The sequence below is a fragment of the Rhodococcus sp. Chr-9 genome (genome assembly GCF_000801125.1).
In the GTDB taxonomy this organism is placed as follows: Bacteria; Actinomycetota; Actinomycetes; order Mycobacteriales; family Mycobacteriaceae; genus Rhodococcus; species Rhodococcus pyridinivorans.
This window is the reverse complement of record NZ_JTIZ01000122.1, coordinates 1-17,339: the sequence shown is the minus strand read 5'-3', so window position 1 is coordinate 17,339 and position 17,339 is coordinate 1. Positions and strand designations below refer to the sequence as shown.

Annotated in this window: 16 protein-coding genes; 7 read left to right on the top strand and 9 right to left on the bottom strand. The window is 68.2% G+C overall.

Translation table 11 applies throughout. From position 1 onward, the window contains the following. Positions 1 to 170: 170 nt before the first annotated feature. Genes QR64_RS19160 through QR64_RS19150 form a run of 3 tightly spaced genes read left to right on the top strand, consistent with a single transcriptional unit; the run spans position 171 to position 5,873 of the window. Entirely contained in the window at positions 171 to 2,189 is a 2,019-nt protein-coding gene (locus QR64_RS19160; RefSeq protein ID WP_024100506.1) for a maltotransferase domain-containing protein, read from the top strand. Continuing rightward, positions 2,186 to 4,396 (top strand): 1,4-alpha-glucan branching protein GlgB, encoded by a 2,211-nt coding sequence (gene glgB / locus QR64_RS19155; protein WP_006554733.1) that lies wholly within the window; start codon positions 2,186 to 2,188, stop codon positions 4,394 to 4,396. Before QR64_RS19160 ends, glgB begins: the two co-directional genes overlap by 4 nt. 28 nt (positions 4,397 to 4,424) lie before the next feature. Further along, complete coding sequence (locus tag QR64_RS19150) at positions 4,425 to 5,873, top strand: neutral zinc metallopeptidase (protein WP_019288979.1); 1,449 nt, start codon at positions 4,425 to 4,427, stop codon at positions 5,871 to 5,873. Between the two features lie 58 nt (positions 5,874 to 5,931). On the opposite strand, the gene QR64_RS19145 is transcribed toward QR64_RS19150, so the two are convergent. The 3 genes from QR64_RS19145 to QR64_RS19135 all read right to left on the bottom strand — a co-directional run bounded on the left by QR64_RS19145 (position 5,932) and on the right by QR64_RS19135 (position 8,593). Beyond that, positions 5,932 to 6,822 carry a tetratricopeptide repeat protein gene (locus QR64_RS19145; protein ID WP_019288978.1) on the bottom strand — a complete coding sequence of 297 codons (891 nt, stop codon included), beginning with the start codon at positions 6,820 to 6,822 and terminating at the stop codon, positions 5,932 to 5,934. A 115-nt stretch (positions 6,823 to 6,937) separates the two neighbouring features. Continuing rightward, entirely contained in the window at positions 6,938 to 7,297 is a 360-nt protein-coding gene (locus tag QR64_RS19140; RefSeq protein ID WP_006554730.1) for a DUF3817 domain-containing protein, read from the bottom strand. A gap of 105 nt (positions 7,298 to 7,402) precedes the next feature. Next, the gene (locus QR64_RS19135; protein ID WP_024100503.1) at positions 7,403 to 8,593 is read right to left on the bottom strand and encodes an acetyl-CoA C-acetyltransferase; all 1,191 of its coding nucleotides are present in this window, start codon (positions 8,591 to 8,593) and stop codon (positions 7,403 to 7,405) included. 104 nt (positions 8,594 to 8,697) lie between these two features. On the opposite strand from QR64_RS19135, the gene mce reads away from it, so the two are divergent. The 3 genes from mce (at position 8,698) to QR64_RS19120 (ending at position 11,239) form a co-directional block, all read left to right on the top strand. Beyond that, positions 8,698 to 9,183 (top strand): methylmalonyl-CoA epimerase, encoded by a 486-nt coding sequence (gene mce, locus QR64_RS19130; protein WP_033096419.1) that lies wholly within the window; start codon positions 8,698 to 8,700, stop codon positions 9,181 to 9,183. An 83-nt stretch (positions 9,184 to 9,266) separates the two neighbouring features. Continuing rightward, positions 9,267 to 10,511, top strand: a complete 1,245-nt coding sequence (locus QR64_RS19125; protein ID WP_006554727.1) for a hypothetical protein — start codon at positions 9,267 to 9,269, stop codon at positions 10,509 to 10,511. Positions 10,512 to 10,567: 56 nt separating this feature from the next. After that, positions 10,568 to 11,239 carry a MerR family transcriptional regulator gene (locus tag QR64_RS19120; protein ID WP_411908090.1) on the top strand — a complete coding sequence of 224 codons (672 nt, stop codon included), beginning with the start codon at positions 10,568 to 10,570 and terminating at the stop codon, positions 11,237 to 11,239. Between the two features lie 238 nt (positions 11,240 to 11,477). On the opposite strand, the gene QR64_RS19115 is transcribed toward QR64_RS19120, so the two are convergent. Both QR64_RS19115 and nucS read right to left on the bottom strand, forming a co-directional pair. Next, positions 11,478 to 11,801 (bottom strand): hypothetical protein, encoded by a 324-nt coding sequence (locus QR64_RS19115; protein WP_006554724.1) that lies wholly within the window; start codon positions 11,799 to 11,801, stop codon positions 11,478 to 11,480. Positions 11,802 to 11,803: 2 nt separating this feature from the next. Further along, a complete protein-coding gene (gene nucS, locus QR64_RS19110) occupies positions 11,804 to 12,478 on the bottom strand; it encodes an endonuclease NucS (protein ID WP_006554723.1) in 675 nt (224 codons plus the stop codon). 42 nt (positions 12,479 to 12,520) lie between these two features. Between nucS and QR64_RS19105 the strand changes: the two genes are divergently transcribed. Beyond that, on the top strand, positions 12,521 to 14,068 hold the full coding sequence (locus QR64_RS19105) for an adenylate/guanylate cyclase domain-containing protein (protein ID WP_039586830.1): 1,548 nt from the start codon (positions 12,521 to 12,523) through the stop codon (positions 14,066 to 14,068). A 9-nt stretch (positions 14,069 to 14,077) separates the two neighbouring features. Here QR64_RS19105 and ehuA read toward each other — a convergent pair whose 3' ends face one another. The 4 genes from ehuA to ehuB all read right to left on the bottom strand — a co-directional run bounded on the left by ehuA (position 14,078) and on the right by ehuB (position 17,189). Beyond that, the gene (gene ehuA, locus QR64_RS19100; protein WP_024100498.1) at positions 14,078 to 14,842 is read right to left on the bottom strand and encodes an ectoine/hydroxyectoine ABC transporter ATP-binding protein EhuA; all 765 of its coding nucleotides are present in this window, start codon (positions 14,840 to 14,842) and stop codon (positions 14,078 to 14,080) included. Between the two features lie 61 nt (positions 14,843 to 14,903). Then, the gene (gene ehuD / locus QR64_RS19095; protein WP_039586827.1) at positions 14,904 to 15,548 is read right to left on the bottom strand and encodes an ectoine/hydroxyectoine ABC transporter permease subunit EhuD; all 645 of its coding nucleotides are present in this window, start codon (positions 15,546 to 15,548) and stop codon (positions 14,904 to 14,906) included. Then, positions 15,545 to 16,279: an ectoine/hydroxyectoine ABC transporter permease subunit EhuC gene (ehuC, locus tag QR64_RS19090; RefSeq protein ID WP_039586825.1), complete on the bottom strand. Its 735-nt coding sequence runs from the start codon at positions 16,277 to 16,279 to the stop codon at positions 15,545 to 15,547. The genes ehuD and ehuC overlap by 4 nt, the downstream gene beginning before the upstream one ends. A 16-nt stretch (positions 16,280 to 16,295) precedes the next feature. Then, positions 16,296 to 17,189 (bottom strand): ectoine/hydroxyectoine ABC transporter substrate-binding protein EhuB, encoded by an 894-nt coding sequence (gene ehuB, locus QR64_RS19085; RefSeq protein WP_039586823.1) that lies wholly within the window; start codon positions 17,187 to 17,189, stop codon positions 16,296 to 16,298. Between the last annotated feature and the right edge of the window lie 150 nt (positions 17,190 to 17,339).

Genomic DNA, 17,339 nt, shown 5'->3' with positions numbered 1-17,339 from the left:
TGAAGTGAATGGTGAGTTACAGATAATTTCGCCGCTGCAGAGGGGATCCTTCGCGGGTCCCGCCGCATGCACAGCCGCGCGGCGCGACCTCCATTACGGTGGTTCGAGACACGGTCGTTGCCCCCATCGGCCCTGCTCGTCCACCCGGACCCGCACGGAACGGAGCTAGCGTGACAGGTCGGCTCGCCATCGACGACGTACAACCCTCCATCGACGGAGGGCGTTATCCGACGAAGGCGGTCGTCGGGGAGGTGGTGCCGGTCTCCGCCGTGGTGTGGCGCGAGGGCCACGACGCGATCGCCGCGACACTCGCCGTTCGAGGACCGGCCGACGATCCCGAATCCGCCGGCAGGCTGGTGCGGATCCCGATGGTTCCGGGCACCGAACCCGACACCTTCCACGCCACCTTCTCCCCCACGAGCGTCGGTGCGTGGACCTACCGGGTCGAGGCGTGGAGCGACCCGGTGGCGACCTGGCGGCACGCGGTCACCGCGAAGACCGACGCCGGGCAGGACGCCGCCGAACTCGCGAACGACCTCGAGGTCGGCGCACGGATCTTCGAGAAGGCCGCGAAAGGCGCACCGCGCGGCAACCGTCCCGCTCTCCTCGCGGTCGCTGCGTCCCTGCGCTCCGACCGTCCGCTGGCCGAGCGCATCGCCCCGGCCTTCGCCCCCGACGTCACCGAGATCCTCCGCGCCCATCCGCTCCGCGAGCTGATCACGCGTGGAAAGGCGTTCACGGCGTTCGCCGATCGTCGCCGCGCGCTGTTCGGCTCCTGGTACGAGTTCTTTCCCCGGTCCACCGGAGGCTGGTACGAGGACGGAACCCCGCGGCACGGCACCTTCGCCACGGCCGCCGCAGATCTGCCGCGCATCGCGGCGATGGGCTTCGACGTCGTCTACCTCCCCCCGATCCATCCGATCGGTAAGGTCAACCGCAAGGGACCGAACAACACCCTCGTCGCCGGCCCGGACGACGTCGGGTCGCCCTGGGCGATCGGTTCCGACGAGGGCGGCCACGACGCCATCCACCCCGAACTCGGCACCGAGCAGGACTTCCGCGATTTCGTCGCCCGCGCGAAGGAACTCGAGCTCGAGGTCGCCCTCGATCTCGCCCTGCAGTGCGCCCCCGACCACCCGTGGGCGCGTGAGCATCCGGAATGGTTCACCGTGCTGCCCGACGGCACGATCGCGTATGCGGAGAACCCGCCCAAGAAGTACCAGGACATCTATCCGATCAACTTCGACGACGACCCCGAGGGCATCTACGCCGAGGTCCTGCGCGTGGTCCGGCACTGGATCCGGTTGGGCGTCGACATCTTCCGCGTCGACAATCCGCACACCAAGCCCCCGAACTTCTGGGAGCAGCTCATCGCCGAGATCAAGCGCACCGATCCCGACGTGCTGTTCCTGTCGGAGGCGTTCACCCGGCCCGCCCGCATGTATGGGCTCGCGCGACGCGGATTCACGCAGTCCTACACGTATTTCACGTGGCGGGTCGCGAAATGGGAGCTCACCGAGTTCGGTACCGAGATCGCCGCGAAGGCCGACGAGGCCAGGCCGAACCTGTTCGTCAACACCCCCGACATCCTGCACGAGACCCTGCAGCACGGCGGGCCGGGCATGTTCGCGCTGCGCGCGGCGCTCGCCGCCACCCTGGCTCCCTCGTGGGGCGTGTACTCGGGGTACGAACTGTTCGAGCACCTCGCGGTGCGGCCGGGCAGCGAGGAGTACCTCGACTCGGAGAAGTACCAGTTGCGGCCGCGCCGATACGACGAGGCACGCCGGCGCGGCGAGTCGCTCGAACCGTGGCTGACCACCCTCAACCGCATCCGGCGCGCGCATCCGGCGTTGCAGCAACTGCGCAACATCGCCTTCCACCACGTCGACAACGACGCGCTCATCGCCTACTCGAAGTTCGATCCGTCCACCGGGGACTGCGTCCTCACGGTGATCAACCTCAACCCCTATGGGGCCGAACAGGGCACGGTCTGGCTCGACATGCCGGCGATCGGGCACGACTGGCACGACCACTTCCCTGTTTACGACGAGGTGAGTGGGGAACAGTACTCGTGGGGACAGGCCAACTACGTGCGCCTCGAGCCGTGGCGGGCGGTGGCGCACATCCTGGTCCTGCCCCCGATCGGCATCCCCACCCGCACAACGCTCGCCTACAGGAGGCAGTCGTGACCGTGCCGCCCCAGACGCCGGGCGCCGATGTTCCGCGCCGGCGCCACAGCCCGCGACCGGAGGACCTCGACCTGCTCGCCGCCGGTGAGCACCACGATCCGCACGCGGTGCTCGGGGCTCATTCGCATCCGGAGGGGACGGTCATCCGGGCACTGCGCCCCGGGGCCGAGAAGGTCGCCGCCCGGATCGGTGGTCGCGACCATCCGCTCGAACCCGTGGGCGAGGACGTCTTCAGCGCCCTGATCCCGGTCTTCGATCTCGCCGACTACCGGCTCGTGGTGACCTACCCGTTCGATCACGTCGAGGTCGTCGCGGACGGTTACCGTTTCATGCCGACGCTGGGCGAGCTCGACCGTCACCTGCTGAGCGAGGGCCGGCACGAACGGCTGTGGGAGGTGCTCGGCGCCCATCCGCGGACCTATGAGACCCCGGACGGCCCGGTGACGGGCACGTCCTTCGCCGTGTGGGCACCGGGCGCACGCGGGGTCACCGTCGTCGGCGACTTCGACGGCTGGGGTGGACGCACCGCCCCGATGCGGGTGCTCGGCTCGAGCGGTGTCTGGGAGGTCTTCGTTCCCGGTGTCGAACCGGGCGCGCTGTACAAGTACCGGGTGCACGGCCGCGACGGATCCGTCCGCGACAAGGCCGACCCGATGGCGTTCGCCACCGAGGTGCCCCCCGCGACCGCGTCGAGGGTCACGGAGAGTCGCTACACCTGGAACGACGACGACTGGGTCGCGACCCGCGAGAAAGCGCAGCCCTGGCAGGAACCGATGGCGGTCTACGAGGTGCACCTCGGTTCGTGGCGCCCGGGCCTGAACTACGTCGAACTCGCCGATCAGCTCGCCGAGTACATCCTCGAGACCGGTTTCACGCACGTCGAGCTGCTGCCGGTCGCCGAGCATCCCTTCGGCGGGTCGTGGGGTTACCAGGTCACCTCCTACTACGCTCCCACCTCCCGGTTCGGCACTCCCGACGAGTTCCGCGCGTTCGTCGACCGTCTCCACGCCGCCGGGATCGGCGTGATCATGGACTGGGTGCCCGCCCACTTCCCGAAGGACGAGTGGGCGCTCGCGCGCTTCGACGGCAGCCCCCAGTACGAACATCCCGATCCGCGCCGCGGCGAACAGCTGGACTGGGGCACCTACGTCTTCGACTACGGCCGGCCCGAGGTGCGGAACTTCCTCGTTGCCAACGCCCTGTACTGGATCGAGGAGTTCCACATCGACGGTCTGCGCGTCGACGCCGTGGCCTCGATGTTGTACCTCGACTACTCGCGCCCCGAGGGCGGCTGGACGCCGAATATCTACGGCGGGCGCGAGAACCTCGAGGCCGTTGAGTTCCTGCAGGAACTCAACGCCACCGTCCACAAGCACTATCCGGGGATCGTGACGGTCGCGGAGGAGTCGACCTCCTGGCCGGGCGTGACCCGCTCGACGAACGTCGGTGGGCTCGGCTTCAGCATGAAGTGGAACATGGGCTGGATGCACGACACCCTCGGCTATCTCGGCCGCGATCCCGTGCACCGCACCTACCACCACCACGAGATCACGTTCTCGCTCGTGTACGCGTGGAGCGAGAACTTCGTACTCCCCATCAGCCACGACGAGGTCGTCCACGGCAAGGGCACGCTGTGGACGCGACTGCCGGGCGACGACGCCACGCGTGCAGCCGGCCTGCGGTCGATGCTCGCCTACATGTGGGCGCATCCCGGCAAGCAGTTGCTGTTCATGGGCCAGGAGTTCGGGCAGGTCGCCGAGTGGTCCGAGGAACGCGGCCTCGACTGGTGGCAGCTCGACGAACCGCTCCACGCCGGTATCCACCGCCTGGTGTGCGATCTCAACGGCATCTACCGCTCGCACCCGGCGCTCTACACGCTCGACACCACGCCCGGCGGATACTCGTGGATCGACGCCAACGATGCGCACAACAATGTCCTGTCGTTCCTGCGCTACGGCAGCGACGGCTCGGTGGTCGCGTGCCTGCACAACTTTTCGGGCACGACCTACGGCGACTATCGTGTCGGATTGCCCGAACCGGGCACGTGGGAGGAAGTGCTCAACACGGACGCGACCGCCTACCAGGGCAACGGAGCGGGCAACTTCGGGGCCGTGGAGGCCGACGAACATTCGTGGCACGGGCGTCCCGCCTCGGCTCGGGTGACCTTGCCTGCGCACGGTGCCATCTGGTTGTCGTTGCGGAGGTGACGCTGCCCGACGACAGGAGCACAACGACATGCGACGGACGCATCGGTTCGCGCGACTGGTGGTGCCCGCACTGACCGTCGTCCTGCTGGCGGGTTGCGCCCAGCGGATCGAAGGAACGGCGGTGTCGATCTACGACAACCCCTTCACCGTGGCGGGGCTGCCCGTCACCTCCGGGGCGTCGGGTCCGCGCAGCGGGGTGCCCGATGCGGACATCGAGATCGAGAACACCGACGGCGGTCCCGTCGACGTCCTGGCCGGCAACGCGATCGCCGACATCGAGGAGTACTGGCGTCAGGAGTTCGCGTCGGTCGCCCGGGGCACCTTCCGCCCGGTCGAGACGATCGTGTCGTGGGATCCGTCCGAGCGACGGGGCCCGCGTTTCTGCGGCAAACCCACCTACGACTTCATCAACGCGGCCTACTGCAGCGGTGGTGACGAGATCGGATGGGACCGCACCTACCTGATGCCGCAGCTCATCGACAGCTTCGGACCGATGGCCGCGGTGACGGTCCTCGCTCATGAATACGGGCACGCCGTCCAGCACACGGCGGGGCTGGTCGCCGAGGACGACCCCGGCATCGTGTTCGAGCAGCAGGCCGACTGTTTCGCCGGTGCGTTCATGCGGCACGTCGCGGAAGGCCGGTCGACGCACTTCCAGCTCGACACCTCCGACGGGCTGAACAACGTGCTCGCGTCGATGGTGCTCTTCCGCGACGCCGATCCGAACGACCCCGACTCGATCCACGGCTCGGCCTTCGAACGCGTGACGGCCGTGCAGATCGGATTCACCGACGGGGCCGGCTCATGTGCACGCATCGACGCCGCCGAGATCGAGTCGCGCCGCGCCGACCTGCCGCAGTACTACAACTCCGCAGACGACGGCGAACTGCCGGTCACCGACGAGTCGGTCGAGGCGATCTTCGAGTCGTTCCACCAGGTCTTCGACCTGGACGCCCTGCCGCAACTCGATCTGTCGGGCGCCGACCTCGGGTGCTCGGACGCCCGGGCCACCTCACCGGTGTCGTACTGCCCCGCGACGAACACCGTGGGCGTCGACATGGAGGCACTGAGCGAGCGCGGTACGGCCGCCCCGCCGGGAAGCGGCTTCGATCCCGGTGTCCGCGGCGACTACAACGCCTACGTGCTCGTCGCCTCCCGCTACGCTCTCGCGGTGCAGAAGGAGGCCGGTCAGTCGCTCACCGAGCCGCGCACGGCGCTGCGGGCGGCGTGCCTGTCGGGGGTCATCAGTGCCGCGCTGAGCCCGGACAGCACCCTCGCCTCGAACGTCGACCCGAGCCAGGTGCTGGTGTGGCTGTCCCCCGGCGACCTCGACGAGGCGGTCTCGGGCCTGCTCACCGACGGTCTGGCCGCGAGCGACGTCAACGGCAACACGGTGCCGAGCGGGTTCGCGCGGGTGGATGCCTTCCGCACCGGCGTCCTCGGCGGCGAGGCGGGCTGCACCGGCCGTTACCGCTGAGACGACACCGGCCGCCCACCACGAGTGGTGAGCGGCCGGTCCGGCGGATGCGTAGGGATCAGTAGAGGGCCATCGCGAGCTTGCGGCGCGACGACACCACGACCGGATCCGCGGCATCGAACAGTTCGAACAGTTCGAGGAGCCGGGTGCGTGCCGCGGTGCGTTCGTCCCCGGCGCTGCGACGCACGAACTCGATGAGACGACCGAAGGCCGCCTCCGGCTGCTGCGCGAACAGTTCGGCGTCGGCCGCGGTGAACTGGGCTTCGAGGTCGTTCGGAGCGGCATCGGCGCGCTCGATCGCATCCTCGGGAATCTTGCTCGCGCGGGCCAGGAAACGCACCTGGCGCAGCGCGGCCTGCGCCTCGGTGTTGTTCGGCTCGGAGTTCAGGACGAGCTGGTAGGCCGCCTCGGCGCCCTCGAAGTCGCCGTTCTCGAGTGCCTGCTCGGCAGCCTCGAAACGCGGGTCGGCGGGCTGTTCCTCCGGCTCGGCGCCGGGCGGGCCCGACAGCTTGCCTGCGACGGCGTTCCGGATGGCGTCGAGCCACTGACGCAGCGCGGGCTCGGGCTGCACGCCCTGGAAGTCGGCGAGCGGCTGGCCGGCCGCGATCGCGACGACCGTGGGCACCGACTGGACGCCGAAGGCCTGGGCGATCCGCGGGTTCGCGTCGACGTCGACCTTCGCAAGGACCCACGCACCGTTTGCCTCGTTCGCGAGCTTCTCGAGAACGGGTGAGAGCTGCTTGCACGGTTCGCACCAGGTCGCCCACAGGTCGACGATCACGGGCACCTGCATCGACCGCTGCAGCACCTCGGTCTCGAACGTCGCTTCGGTGACGTCCACGATCGGGGCGATGGCACCGGGTGCGGCGCCGTCGCCACCGGACGGAGGCGGAGGCGGCGGCGCGGAGGCCCTCTCCTTGAGCGGTGAGAGATCCACCGCGCCGGACATCGCCGCGGCGACGGCGGCAGAACGTGCTGGACGGGAACCGGGTCGAGTCACGTCCACCAGTTTGTCACGAGTGGTCCGAATCGTGCTGCGCGGACCGGGGGACGTCGCCGTGAGGTCAGACGGTCGCGGTGGCGTCCTCGCGGGTGGCGGGAGCGGACAGCTCTCCGAGGCGACCGGTGCGCACGGCCCAGCGCTCGAAGACGATCGTGCCGAACGGGGGCACGCTCGAGACGAGGGCGAGGAAGGTCGTCTTGAGATCCCACTTCAACGACCACGCCGTGAGGAGCGCGATGAGCACGAACGGGATGAAGCCGGCCACGCCGTGCACCATGCCCGGGATCGCGATGGCCTCTTCGTAGCCGAGCACCCACTTGAAGAACATGGCGATCAGGAGGGCGAGCCAGGTCACCGCTTCCCAGATCGCGATCAGCCGGAATCGTTTCGCGGGCGTGGACACGTCGAGGATGTTGGTCATGCGGCCATTGTGCCGAAAGGCCTACGACAAGCCGTAGTTCAGTGAGAGACATCACGGCCCCGGCATGCTTGCGCCGGGGCCGTGATCATGCTTCAGAGAAAGGGGTCAGTTCTCGGGCACCCGCACGATGAGCGCGTCGCCTTGGCCGCCACCACCGCACAGGGCGGCAGCGCCGACACCGCCGCCGCGGCGCTTCAGCTCGAGCGCCAGGTGCAGCACGATGCGCGCGCCCGACATGCCGAGCGGGTGGCCGAGCGCGATCGCACCGCCGTTGACGTTCACCTTCGCGGGATCGATGCCCAGCTCACGGGCTGAGACGATGCCGACGGCGGCGAACGCCTCGTTGATCTCGATCAGGTCGAGGTCCTTCGGGTCGACGCCCTCACGCTCGCAGGCCTTGGCGATCGCCCGTGCCGGCTGCGACTGCAGGGTCGAGTCCGGTCCGGCGACGACGCCGTGGCGGCCGATCTCAGCGATCCAGCTCAGCCCGAGCTCGGTGGCCTTGGCCTTGCTCATCACGACGACCGCGGCGGCACCGTCGGAGATCTGCGAGGCCGAACCGGCGGTGACGGTGCCGTCCTTCGAGAAGGCCGGACGCAGCGAGCCGAGCGACTCGGTGGTGGTCTCCGGGCGGATGCCCTCGTCGGCGGCGAAGACGATCGGGTCGCCCTTGCGCTGCTTGATCGACACCGGCACGACCTCGTCCTCGAACAGGCCGTCCTTCCAGGCGCGGGCGGCCCTCTGATGCGAGGCGGCGGCGAAGGCGTCCTGCTCCTCGCGGGAGACGAAGCGGTCGCCGGAGTTGGCCGACTCGGTGAGGTTGCCCATCGCCTGGTCGGTGAAGATGTCGTGCAGACCGTCGTAGGCCATGTGGTCGCGCAGGGTCACGTCGCCGTACTTGAAGCCGGCGCGGGACTTCTCGAGCATGTGCGGGGCCTGGCTCATCGACTCCTGGCCGCCGGCGACGACGACGTCGAACTCGCCCGCGCGGATCAGCTGGTCGGCCATCGCGATCGCGTTGATGCCCGACAGACACACCTTGTTGATGGTCAGCGCCGGGACGTCCATCGGGATGCCGGCGGCGACGGCCGCCTGACGGGCCGGGATCTGGCCGGCGCCGGCGGTGAGCACCTGGCCCATGATGACGTATTCGACCTGCTCAGGAGCCACACCGGCGCGCTCGAGCGCACCGGAGATCGCCACGCCACCGAGATCCGATCCGGAGAAATCCTTGAGCGAGCCCTGAAGACGCCCCATGGGCGTACGGGCTCCGGCGACGATGACAGAACTGCTCACGGGACATTCCTCCGAAAGATCGGCATGTGATCGGAAAACTCCACTCGGATATTCACCTGAATCCCGATAGGAGTGCACTCAACGGTACCGCTACCGTCTAGAGCATGACCGAGACCTCTCCCACATCCGCTCCGGCGGCGTCCGTTCTCGCTTCCGGACTCGTCACCGCCATCGATCACGTCGGCATCGCAGTGCCCGACCTCGATGCCGCTCTCACCTGGTACGCCGAGAACCTCGGTCTCGTGTCCACCCACGAGGAAGTCAACGAGGAGCAGGGCGTGCGCGAGGCGATGCTGGCCGTTCCGGGGACCTTCGAAGGGTCCACCATGATCCAGCTGCTCGCCCCGCTGAACGAGAAATCCACGATCGCGAAGTTCATCGACCGCAATGGCCCGGGTCTGCAGCAGCTTGCCTACCGCGTCTCCGACATCGATGCCGTCTCCACTGCGCTTCGTGAGCGCGGCGTCCGCTTGCTGTACGACGCACCCCGTCGCGGCACCGCCGATTCGCGCATCAACTTTTTGCATCCGAAGGACGCGGGCGGCGTCCTCGTCGAGCTCGTCGAGCCGGCTGCACATCCCGCTCACTGACGGCCGTTCCGGTGCGCTCCCGAAGACGGATGGGGCGGGAGCGCATCCGGGTCGTACCCGCAGGGACCGGGTAGATTGTCTCCATGGTCTTCGATCGTGATCGCGCACCCAGCCACCTGCCGTTCTCCATCGTGCGGAAGGGATTCGACCGCGACGAGGTGACCAACTACTTCGCCCGGTTCGAGGCCGAGCTGCGCGTGACTGCCACCGACCGCGACGCCGCCGCCGCGCAGGCCCGCGATCTGGCCCGTCAGCTCGAGAACGCCCGCAACGAGATCGACGAACTCCGCAAGGACGTCGACCGTCTGTCGGTGCCGCCCACCACCGCCGAGGGCATGAGCGACCGCATCTCCCGGATGCTGCGTCTCGCCTCCGACGAGGCCTCCGAGCTGCGGGCCCGCGCCGAGGCCGACGCCGCCGAGATGATCTCGCTGGCGGAGCAGGAGGGCATCCGCCTCCGGGGAGACTACGAGAAGAAGCTCGCCGAACTCGAGGACACCCGCGTCGCCTTCGCGGCCGAGCACGAGCGGACGATGACTGCGGCCCGCGCCGAGGCCGAGCGGATCGTGGCTGCTGCCCGCGCCGAGGCCGAGCGACTCGACGCCGAGGCCGAGGCCAAGCGCGAGCAGGTGCAGCAGGACTTCGAGATCACGATGTCCGAGCGTCGCACGAAGCTGCTCGGAGCCCTCGACGAACTCGAACGGACGAGTAAGGCCGAAGCCGAGCGCCGCATCGAGGAAGCCACGCAGGAAGCCGAACGACGGCTCGCCCGCGCCACCGAACAGTCCGAGCGGAAGGTTGCCAACGCGCGCGACCTCACCGAGGAGCTCCGCGTGCTGCGCGGACGCATCCTCGGCCAGCTCGACGCCGTTCGCGAGCAGCTCGACGACGTCCCCACGCTGCTCGCGGGCATCAACCGCGAGGGCGAACTGCTCGACCGGGAGATCTCCCTCGACGAGCCCCGCACGACCGTCCTCGGTACGGCGCGCGACAACAAGCAGGGGGGCGACAAGCAGAGTTCGGACGACGAGAGTCCGAAGGAGCCGGCATCCCCCGAGGCCGACGCGAAGGCGGACAAGACCGCGCCGCTGCCGCAGACCGACAAGACCACGCCCATGCCGCAGGCCGACCGGACGGTGCGGATCCCGAAGAGCGATGCCCCCGGCTCGGCCTCCGACCCGAACTCGGCCGCGCAGCCGAACAGCGGCGCACAGGGATCCCAGTCCACTCCACGCACGCCGAACGCCTCGGCACCGCATCGCTCCCCCTCGGTCGGTTCCGGTGCGCAGGGTCGCTCTCCCGCCGTGGCCAGCAAGGTCCGCAACTGACGGTCGCCGGCCGTCGGGCTTGACCTTCGAGTCGGTCGAAGCTCCATGATGGGCCGGTGACCGACCCGGAGATGATGTCGATCGGCGTGTTCGCCGAGCTCGTCGGACTGACCGCGAGCGCATTGCGGTTCTACGACGATGCCGGCCTGCTGCGTCCCGAGCAGGTCGATCCGTCGACGGGATACCGGTTCTACAGCCGCTCCCAGGTCCCGCGTGCGTGCCGGCTGCGGCAGTTACGGGAGATCGGGATGCCGCTGCCCGCCATCGGTGAGTTCTTCGCCGCCGACACGGACGAGGCCGCGCGACTGCTCGACGACCACGTCACCGGGATGACCACGGAGGCCGAGCGGCTCCGACGGGCCGCCGAGACCCTCGCGGCGTCCCTGCGTGCCGAATCGCGCCGCGTGATCTGCACGGTGCCGGGACCCGTCCTTGCCGGCGCCGTCGATCAGGTCTCCGCCTCCACCGGTCACGACCCCGACATCCCGGTACTGAACGGCGTGCACATGGAAACCGGATCCGGCTGCGTGAGGCTGACCGCCACAGACCGGTACCGGCTCGCCACCCGGACGCTCGCGCCCACCGATCCGACCTGTACGACGATCCCGCCGAGTCCCTGGTCTGGGACGTCCGCGCCCTCGACGCTGCCGATGCCCTCACCGACGAGCGCGCCCGGGAACACCACGAATCTCTCCGCGTCGCGGGCTTCTATCCGAGCCTGCACCTGAACCTGGCCGACGACTTCCGTCGTCTCGGGTCGTTCCGGGCAGCCACGGAACACCTCGACCGCGCGCAGGACCACCTGTCCGCACTCCCCGACGATCCCTACCGCGACATCGTCCGCACGGCCGTCCACGAGGTGCGTCGGGCGATCGCCGACCGCGACACCGCACCGCGAGCGTCCGCGCCGGGCACCGTCCGCTAACGGGTGCCCTCGGACCGGCGTGCAGCGACCGGTGAGGGTGGCTAGGACCAGCGTCGGGTCGGTCGGCGGGTCCCGCGTCCCGCCCAGCATCCGCTGTGCCAGTGCCGCCGGTCCTCCGCACCGCCGAGCGCATCGGTGGGCCACGCGACGACATGGGGTGTTCCCGGCGCGATCTCGTGATCGCATCCCGGGCACCGGTACGGCTTGGTGGCACGCGAACCCGGCACGGTGCGCACGGTGAAACGCTCACCTTCGGCCCCTGCGGGACCGTTCTCGGTGCGCACCGTCGCCCCGAAGTAGGTCGGGGATTCGTCGGTCGCCCCACCGCGCTTGCGGCCGGTGCGGGATCTGTTGCGGCGCGGCACGATCAGAACAATCTGAACTCGGTGCTCTCGGTGCCCCGCAGCGCCTCGTAGTCGAGCACGAGGCAGCGGATGCCGCGGTCCGTGGCCAGCGTCCGTGCCTGCGGCTTGATCTGCTGAGCCGCGAACACGCCGCTGACGGGAGCAAGCAGCGGATCCCGGTTGAGCAGTTCGAGATACCGGGTGAGCTGCTCCACGCCGTCGATCTCGCCGCGACGCTTCACCTCCACGGCGACGGTCGCTCCGTCGGCATCGCGGCACAACAAGTCCACGGGTCCGATCGCCGTGGGGTACTCGCGCCGGATCAGGGTGAAGCCCGTCCCGAGGGTCTCGACGTGCTCGGCGAGAAGTTCCTGCAGGTGCGCCTCGACACCGTCCTTGATCAGACCGGGGTCGACACCGAGTTCGTGGCTCGAATCGTGGTCGATCTCTTCGAGAGTGATGCGCAGCTGCTCGCCTGCCTTGTTGGTGACCACCCACAGGGCCTCGGCGTCCTCGACGGACTCCTCCTCGAGCCAGCAGGGTGGGCTCATCCAGTTCAGGGGCTTGTAGGCACGGTCGTCGGCGTGGACACTTACCGAACCGTCGGATTTGACGAGGAGGAGACGTCGGGCCGTCGGCAGATGAGCCGTCAGGCGTCCGATGTAGTCCACACGGCAACGGGCAATCACAAGACGCACACAGCCACCCTAGAGGATCCACTCGACTAGTCTCGAACGACCATGCCCGCACGCAGTCACCGCACGGCCCCGCTCGGATCGGCCATCCTGGGAGAGCCTGCCGAACCGATCCGACGGCAACGCATCAGGATCCAGACCCTGTTGACGTTCTCCCTGATCGGTACGCATCTCGTCGGTGCCCTGATCGTGGCCGCTCTCATCAACGTCGTGATCCCGGGCCCGTCCGTACTGACCGCCGACTTCCTCGTCATCACCGCGATCCTCGCTCCTGTCTACGTGGTCTCGGCCGTCGTGGTCGGATCGGTGCTCGGTACCCGGGCGACCCTCCGCAGGCTGCGGTGGGCGCTGGAGAACCGGCCGCCCACCCCGCAGGAACAGCGGATCGCGTTGCGGATGCCCTGGCGTACCACCCTCCAGCAGGGAGCACTGTGGTTCATCGGGTTGATCCTGTTCACCGTCGGGTTCGGGGTCATCGACCCGCAGACGATCCCGAAGGTCGCGCTGACCATCACCCTGGCCGGTGTCACGGTGTGCGGATTCGCGTACATGTTCACCGATTTCGCGCTGCGCCCCATCGCGGCGCGCGCGCTCGAGGTCGGGACGCCTCGTCGCCCGCGCCTGGCCGGCACCACCGGACGCGTGATGCTCGCGTGGGCCCTGGGCAGCGCAGTGCCCGTTGTCGGTCTGCTGTTCATCGCGGTGTTCAGCTTCATCCGTCCCGTCACATCGACGCGCCTGGCGATCACGATCCTCGCCATCGGCGGACTCGGTCTGCTCACCGGCTCGCTGCTGATGTTCCTCACGATCCGGTCGACGATCGCGCCGATCGAATCGGTGCGCGCCGGGATGCAGCGCATCGCGTCGGGCGATTTCGATACCGCGGTCGTCGTCTACGACGGAACCGAATTGGGGCAGCTGCAGACGGGGTTCAACCGGATGGCCGAAGGCCTGCGCGAACGCGAGAAACTGCGCGACGTGTTCGGCCGCCATGTCGGACGGGAGGTCGCGGCTGCGGCGCTGGCCAATCCCGGTGTCCTCGGCGGTGAGGAGCGGGATGTCGCGGTGTTGTTCGTCGACATCGTCGGGTCCACCGCGTTGGCCGCGAGTCGCCCGCCGACCGAGGTGGTGGCGCTGCTCAACCGCTTCTTCGCGGTCGTCGTCGAAGAGGTCCACGCGGCCGAAGGATTCGTCAACAAGTTCGAGGGCGACGCGGCGCTCGCGATCTTCGGCGCGCCGGTCGCCCTCGACAACCCCGCCGGCTCCGCGCTCGGCGCCGCGAGGAGGATGGCGCGACGTCTCGCCGACGAAGTGCCGGAGTGTCGCGCGGGCATCGGGGTCACGGCAGGTCGTGCGGTCGCCGGGAACATCGGCGCGCAGGAACGCTTCGAGTACACCGTGATCGGCGATCCGGTCAACGAAGCAGCGAGGCTGTCGGATCTCGCGAAGACCGTTCCGGGTTACGTCGCGGCGTCGGCCCGCACCGTGCAGCTCGCCCCCGAGGACGAACGCGCACGGTGGGAACTGGGTGAGGAGATCACCCTGCGCGGTCGTTCCGAGCCGACGCGCCTGGCGATTCCGCGCGCGGACTGACGGCAGGCCTCACTCCCCCGCCAGCACCGCGTCGAGGAACTTGCGGGTGCGTTCCTCCCGGGGGCTGGTGAAGATGCGCTCGGGCGGCCCCTCCTCCACGATGCGACCCCGATCGAACATCAGCACTCGATCGGAGACGTCGCGGGCGAAGTGCATCTCGTGCGTCACGATCAGCATCGTGATGTCGGTCGTCTCGGCGATCGTCCGCAGCACGTCCAGCACATCGGCGACGAGTTCGGGGTCGAGGGCCGAGGTCACCTCGTCGAGCAGCAGGATCTCCGGATCCATCGCGAGGGCACGGGCGATCGCGACCCGCTGCTGCTGACCACCCGACAGTTGCGTGGGGTGGGCGGTCTCCTTGTCGGACAGACCGACCATCGCGAGCAGCTCCCGCGCACGGTCGCGTGCCTCGGCCTTACTGCGACCGAGGACGTGGACCGGAGCCTCGGTGAGGTTCTCCATCACGTTCATGTTGGGGAAGAGGTTGAACTGCTGGAAGACCATGCCGATGCTGCGGCGCATCGTCCTCAGGTAGCGCTCGGAGGCCGGGACGAGACGCGTCCCCTTGCGTTCGTGGCTGAGTGGTTCGCCCTTGACCCACACCACACCGTCGTCGATCTTCTCGAGGGTCATGAGCAGGCGCAGGATGGTCGTCTTGCCCGAACCGCTCGGACCGATCAACGTGACCCGTTCCCCCGGCGCGACGGTGAAGTCCAAGTGGTCGAGTACTACGTGGTCGCCGAATCTCTTGACCACGGAGTCGAAACGGATCATGGATCCATCGGAGCTGGCGGCGGGAAGCGAGTCGCCGTCGGCACCGGCTTCCTTGTGCATCTCAATAGGCAAGGCGACGCTCCAATCGGCGGACGAGCAACGACGTCGGGTAGCTGGCGATGAGGAAGATCAGGCCGGCCAGCGTGAGCGGCTCGAGGTACTGAAAGTTGCGCGCACCGAACTGCTGGGCTGCGGTCACCATCTCCACGACGGAGATCGTGAACAGGAACGGGGTGTCCTTGAACAGCGACACCGCGTAGTTGCCCAGCGCGGGCACGACACGGCGCACGGCCTGCGGCAGGATCACCGCACGCCACGTACGCATCGGCGACAACGACAGGGCGCGGCACGCCTCCCATTGTCCCTTCGGCACGGCGTCGATGCCCGCCCGGTACACCTCGGCCATGTAGGTCGAGTAGTGGATCCCCAGTACCGCGATGCCGATCTGCAGCGCACTGAACTGCGGGAGCAGGTAGTACACGAACAGGAGCTGCACCACGAGTGGTGTGAGCCGGATGAACTGGACGACGGCGGACAGCGCCGTCGCGAGCACCTTCGGCAACGAGCGACGGGCGACGGCCACGACCAGCCCGAGCACCGCAGCGACCACGAATCCGAGGACCGTGGCCAGCAGGGTGATCCGGAATCCTTCGAGCAGTACCGGAAGGGCCTCGGCCGCGCGTTCCCAACTCCAGTCGACGGTCATGAGCGTGCCCCCAACGGCTGATCGAAGACCGGGGCGAGCCCGAAGATCTCACGCAGAGTGGGACCGGTCCCGAGTCGGCTCTTCGCCCGCACCTCGAGCGCATTCATCAGCAGCGTCAGCAGATAGCCGAGCACGAAGTACAGCACCAACCCCACGCCGAACGCGAAGATGGTGTCGCCGCTTCCTCTACGGAGCTGCTCGATCTGGAACGTGAGGTCCTGCAGGAGGATATAGCTCGCCAGTGCCGTTCCCTTGAGCAACTGGATGAGCAGATTCGTCAGCGGCGGGATCATCTCGGCCCAGGCCTGCGGGAAGATCACTCGTCGCATGCGCTGCCAGTAACCGAAATTCAGCGCCGTCGCCGCCTCCAGTTGCGGCTTGGGCACCGACGCGATCGCACCGCGCACCACCTCCGCTCCGTAGGCGCCGTAGTTGAGCGACAGGGCGAGGATCCCGCACACGATCGATTCGAGCCGGAACCCGAACAACGGAAGGACATAGAAGAACCAGAACAGCTGGACGAGAAGCGAAGTGCCGCGGAAGAACTCGATGAACACCCGCGCACTGCCGCGCAGGGCGAGGTTCTTCGCGCCTGCCGCCAGTCCGAGGGCCACGGCGAGCAGGAACGCGAAGACCGCACTCCCCACGGTCAGTTCGACGGTGACGAGCAGACCGTCGAACAGTTGCGGGAAGGAGTTCCACAGCAGTTCGATCTTGGAACCGAAATCCATTACGACGCAGCCGAGATCAGGAAACGCCCTCGCAGAGCATCTCGGTCGTCAGCCCCGGATCGGGCATCTCCGCCTCCGTGAACCCGAACTCGCCGACGATCGACAGGTACTTCTGCGGGTCGGACGTGATCTTCGCGAGTTCCTCGTTGTAGGCGTCGCGCAGTTCGGTGTCCTCCTTGCGGAAGACCGTTCCGCCGGCGCCCACCTGAGGCACCCCGTCGATCTCCGCGACGAACGACTCGGTGACGTCGACGGGTGCACCCTCGTTGTTCTGCTTCATCCAGTTCAGGGAGATACCCGTCAGCGCGAAGACGTCGGCGCGTCCGTTGACGACGGCATCCATCCCGTCCTGGGGAGACGCCACCTGCATCGCGTCGATGCCGAGCGCAGAGGCGTAGTCGGCTTCGATCGCGCCGGTCATGACCGCCATCCGGACGCCGCTCTCGGCGATCGACTGCATGTCGGCGAGCTGTTCCGGATTGCCCTGCGGGACCATGAGCGCAGTGGTGTAGTTGAACTCCGGCTCGCTGAACAGTGCCTGTTCGCAACGCTGCGGCAGGATCGACATGCCGGCACTGACGACATCGAACCGTCCGGCCTGCAGGCCGGGAATGAGCGCACCGAAGTCGGTGGCCACACCTTCGACGTTGTCGATGCCGAGGTTCTTGAAGATCTCGCGGTGCAGAGCGACGGTGGCGCCGGTGAGTTCGCCGTCCTGCATGAAGCTGTAGGGCGCCTCGCCGGCGAAACCGACGGTGACGGTGCCTTCCTGCTGGAGTCGTTCGAGGGTCGAACCCTCGCTGTCGGTGTCGACGCTCGTACATCCTGTGACGGCCGCGCCGATGAGTCCCAGTCCCGCGATCACCGCCGTGAACTTGCCGGCGGTACCCGTAGTCGATCGATTCGTCATCGTCTCGCCCCTCCTCGTCGTCGACGAGAACGCCCCCGACAGGCGCTCACACGCCGAACCCACACGAACCGTGCGATCGTGCATGAGCGGACGTTACCGGCATAAGTGGCTCTTCGCAGTTAGCAGTGGTACTGGTGCCGGCTGGGTGCG

Excerpts from the sequence above, each read along its gene's own strand:
- QR64_RS19105 (WP_039586830.1), top strand. The coding sequence starts at position 12,521 with ATGCCCGCACGCAGTCACCGCACGGCCCCGCTCGGATCGGCCATCCTG.
- ehuA (WP_024100498.1), bottom strand. The coding sequence starts at position 14,842 with ATGATCCGTTTCGACTCCGTGGTCAAGAGATTCGGCGACCACGTAGTA.
- ehuD (WP_039586827.1), bottom strand. The coding sequence starts at position 15,548 with ATGACCGTCGACTGGAGTTGGGAACGCGCGGCCGAGGCCCTTCCGGTA.
- QR64_RS19125 (WP_006554727.1), top strand. The coding sequence starts at position 9,267 with ATGGTCTTCGATCGTGATCGCGCACCCAGCCACCTGCCGTTCTCCATC.
- QR64_RS19150 (WP_019288979.1), top strand. The coding sequence starts at position 4,425 with ATGCGACGGACGCATCGGTTCGCGCGACTGGTGGTGCCCGCACTGACC.
- QR64_RS19145 (WP_019288978.1), bottom strand. The coding sequence starts at position 6,822 with ATGTCCGGCGCGGTGGATCTCTCACCGCTCAAGGAGAGGGCCTCCGCG.
- ehuC (WP_039586825.1), bottom strand. The coding sequence starts at position 16,279 with ATGGATTTCGGTTCCAAGATCGAACTGCTGTGGAACTCCTTCCCGCAA.
- ehuB (WP_039586823.1), bottom strand. The coding sequence starts at position 17,189 with ATGACGAATCGATCGACTACGGGTACCGCCGGCAAGTTCACGGCGGTG.
- QR64_RS19140 (WP_006554730.1), bottom strand. The coding sequence starts at position 7,297 with ATGACCAACATCCTCGACGTGTCCACGCCCGCGAAACGATTCCGGCTG.
- mce (WP_033096419.1), top strand. The coding sequence starts at position 8,698 with ATGACCGAGACCTCTCCCACATCCGCTCCGGCGGCGTCCGTTCTCGCT.